At 40.5% G+C, this 3,186-nt stretch carries 3 protein-coding genes and 1 pseudogene; all 4 read right to left on the bottom strand.

From position 1 onward, the window contains the following. A pseudogene (locus tag AC1DND_RS23885) lies at nucleotides 1-312 on the bottom strand (chondroitinase); the annotation flags it as partial. 17 nt (nucleotides 313-329) lie between these two features. Next, complete coding sequence (locus AC1DND_RS23880) at nucleotides 330-923, bottom strand: hypothetical protein (RefSeq protein ID WP_477585067.1); 594 nt, start codon at nucleotides 921-923, stop codon at nucleotides 330-332. Nucleotides 924-934: 11 nt separating this feature from the next. Beyond that, nucleotides 935-2,131, bottom strand: a complete 1,197-nt coding sequence (locus AC1DND_RS23875) for a glycoside hydrolase family 88 protein (RefSeq protein ID WP_477585066.1) — start codon at nucleotides 2,129-2,131, stop codon at nucleotides 935-937. A 40-nt stretch (nucleotides 2,132-2,171) separates the two neighbouring features. Continuing rightward, the coding region (locus AC1DND_RS23870) for a glycoside hydrolase family 3 C-terminal domain-containing protein (RefSeq protein ID WP_477585065.1) at nucleotides 2,172-3,186 on the bottom strand (1,015 nt) is incomplete at its 5' end.

Genomic DNA, 3,186 nt, shown 5'->3' with positions numbered 1-3,186 from the left:
GGCCATATCCAGTGCATTGGTGCGGCTTAATCCACGTCCGCCAACACTAAAATCAGCGTATTGACCACGGATAGTCTGTAGATACGTGTCTTTTAAGAATTTTGACAGAAGAGCAACTTTATCCGCACTCATGGCGTAGGGCGTACCACTTACGTAATTGGCCACTTTAAAAACGCCATTTAGGAATACGGTACCATAACCTCCAATATACAATTGCAGGCCATGCTGCATATACGAGTTATCGTACTGCATACCCTCTTTTCTATAAACCTGAACAACGGGACTAAAAAACTCCTTTAAAGAATAGGTCAGCAGGGCCTCATCTTCGGTTAATAAGGCCCTGTAGAAATAATGCTGAGAAATATCTGTTTTTTATTGGCTCCGGTCCATTTTTCGGGATTCCCCTGTTTCATCCTTTCGATCAGTTTCCCTAGCAGTTCTTTATCGAGTTTCTTGTCACCAGAGCGCATCAAAATCAGCGATTCGCCGATAGATTGCGGGGTAGAAATCTGATTGAACCACCAGTTATCACTTTTGGGATCTAAGCTGTACCAATATTGCAATGCACTAGTGATGCCCGTAAAAATTTTCCCGTCGGCATAAGAGAGGCTGCCTTTTGTAACATAGGCTTTGATCAGTGTTTGCAGCCTTACCAGATGTTCATTAGGCGGCCAAACGGTATATGCTTTGGAAGTATAATCGATGTCCGGCCAGCTTCCGTCCGGTTTGAGGGCAGCTGAATATTTGGTAATCAACTTAAAATCGGGGAGCTTAAGGGTAAGATCCTTAACTATTTTATCCGTAATCGTTTGGCAAACTTTGCTGGTATTCGATTGGGAAAACGCTGAATTAATTCTTCCTAAAAGGAAAAAAATAAACAATACAATGTATAAAAAAAGAAGTGGATAGTATTTCTTTTTCATGGGACGCGATTTTACAGATACCATTTTTTATATCTTAATAGGGCTTCCAGGAAATAATAATCCGCATAAGTCAGCGTTGTGTCAATCTCAAAATTGCCAGGGATGTTCCCAACATTATGCATCAACAAATAACCTCCATTTTCTCCTGGCTTGGCCAGATAGGTTGCAGAGGATAAGCTGCGGATAATTTTTTCAGCAGTCTTAACATATTTATTACCTTGTTCCTTGCCGACATATTGTGCCAGTTCCAATAATGCAGAAGCATTGATGGCGGCCGAAGATGCATCGCGGTAAGCATTGGGAATACCGGGAGCGTTGAAATCCCAATAAGGCACAAGGTCGGATGGCATATTGGGATTAGTAAAGATGAATTTCTCGATATTTTGTGCCTGTTTTAGATAAGCGAGGTCTGTGGTAAAGCGATACATCATGGTATAGCCATATAATGCCCAAGCTTGGCCGCGGCTCCATGCACTTTCATCTGCTGTTCCTTGGGCAGTAACCTTTTTATGAACGTTGCCAGTGTTAAAATCATAATCTACCACATGGTAACTGCTGTAGTCAGGGCGAAAATGATTTTTGAGTGTAGTGTTGGCATGGTTTCTGGCAATGGCTGCAAAACTTTTATCGGTGCTGTTCTGGCTGGCCCATTCCAACATTTCCAGGTTCATCATGTTGTCTATGATCACAGGGCCAATATAGCCCTGTTTGTTCCCCGGCTTGGCGTCCCATGACTGGATTACCTTGGCATTTGGACGGTAACGAGTTGCCAATGATTTTGATGATTGAACGATGATGTCTTTATAGGAAGGGTCTTTAAAAAGGCGATAGGCATTTCCATAGCTGCAGTACATCATGAAACCTAGATCGTGGTTGCCTGTATAGTGCTGTACTGGTTCCAAAAGTGCAAGACGTTTTTTCGCATCGCTTAAAATAACTGGATTTTTGGTATACTCATAAATGTAAAATAAAGAGCCTGGGTAAAAACCGCTGCACCACCAATAGATGTCACTGCTTTTATTGCGGTTTTTTTCAAATGTCTTGGGCAAAGAGTCCTGTGGGGTGTTCTTCTCTAGGAGCTGGTATTGTTTTATGGCAAGTTCAAAGTTATCAGCAATTAATTTTTTCATGGACAAACTGTTCTTGGTCTTTTGAGCCATAGTGCCAAGACTAGAAAAGCAGAGGAATAGGAGAATGATCTTTTTCATAAGTATAAGTTTATTGATTGGTGGTTCATTTACGTTAAAGCTATTCAGAAAATAAAACTGTACGATTAGGCATTGTTACCTTACTTCCCTTTAGCTCAATCACACCCGTTAATTTGATGTCTGTTGAAGATGCTGCAGCTTTAATTTCAAAAAAGCCTGGCGCTATCTCCCATAAGTTATTATTGTAATAAGCAAATTGTTGTAGCGAAATCTTAAAGCTTACCAGTTTCTCTTCGCCCTTTTTAAGTTCCACCCGCTTAAAGCCTTTTAGCTGAATAGGTTTAAAATTCTTATTTGGTTCCTTAGGCGACAAATACAATTGAGTGATTTCGGCTCCATCCATTGCACCGGTATTTTTTACCTTGAAAGAAACTGTAATCCATTGATCGGTAATGTTGGCTGTACGCGGAACATTTAAAGCACTATAGGTATAATTTGTATATGATAAACCATAACCAAACGGGTACAATGGCATATTATCCTTTGAATATCCATTATTGTAGGAGATTTCATTTTGTTCTTCGCTTTTAGGATAACTAACCGTTAGTTTACCTGATGGATTAAAATTGCCCAATAGTAAATCTGCAACAGCATTTCCACCTTCTTCACCCGGAAACCAAGCCTGTACAATGGCCGCACATTTCGATTCCAATGCAGTAATAACCTGTGGACGGCCACCAAAGACCACCAAGACCACCGGTTTTCCAGTTGCCAATAATTTTTGCACAAAAGCTTCCTGTTCGCCCGGCAAACTTATCCCCTTACGTTCTCTGCCTTCGCCGCACAGGTAAAAATTCTCACCCATAACCGCAATAACCACATCACTTTCATTAGCAATTTTTAATGCATTTTCTAAATTGGGTTGTGGCAAATCTTTCAAGGCCATAATTTTCACCTTACTCAGCCTATCATCACCAACTGATTTAGTGTCAATAGATGCTTCCGATGCTACGCTCCAATCACAGCCTCTCTCATGCTGAATACTAAAATTCGATGTTGTTTTGTTTTTCAAACCATCAAGCACTGTTACTAATTTTGGATAATTTGGATTAATA

The organism is Pedobacter sp. 01N416, assembly GCF_056399685.1.
The sequence above is the reverse complement of the archived record's forward strand: the minus strand, read 5'-3'. Positions and strand labels throughout refer to the sequence as shown.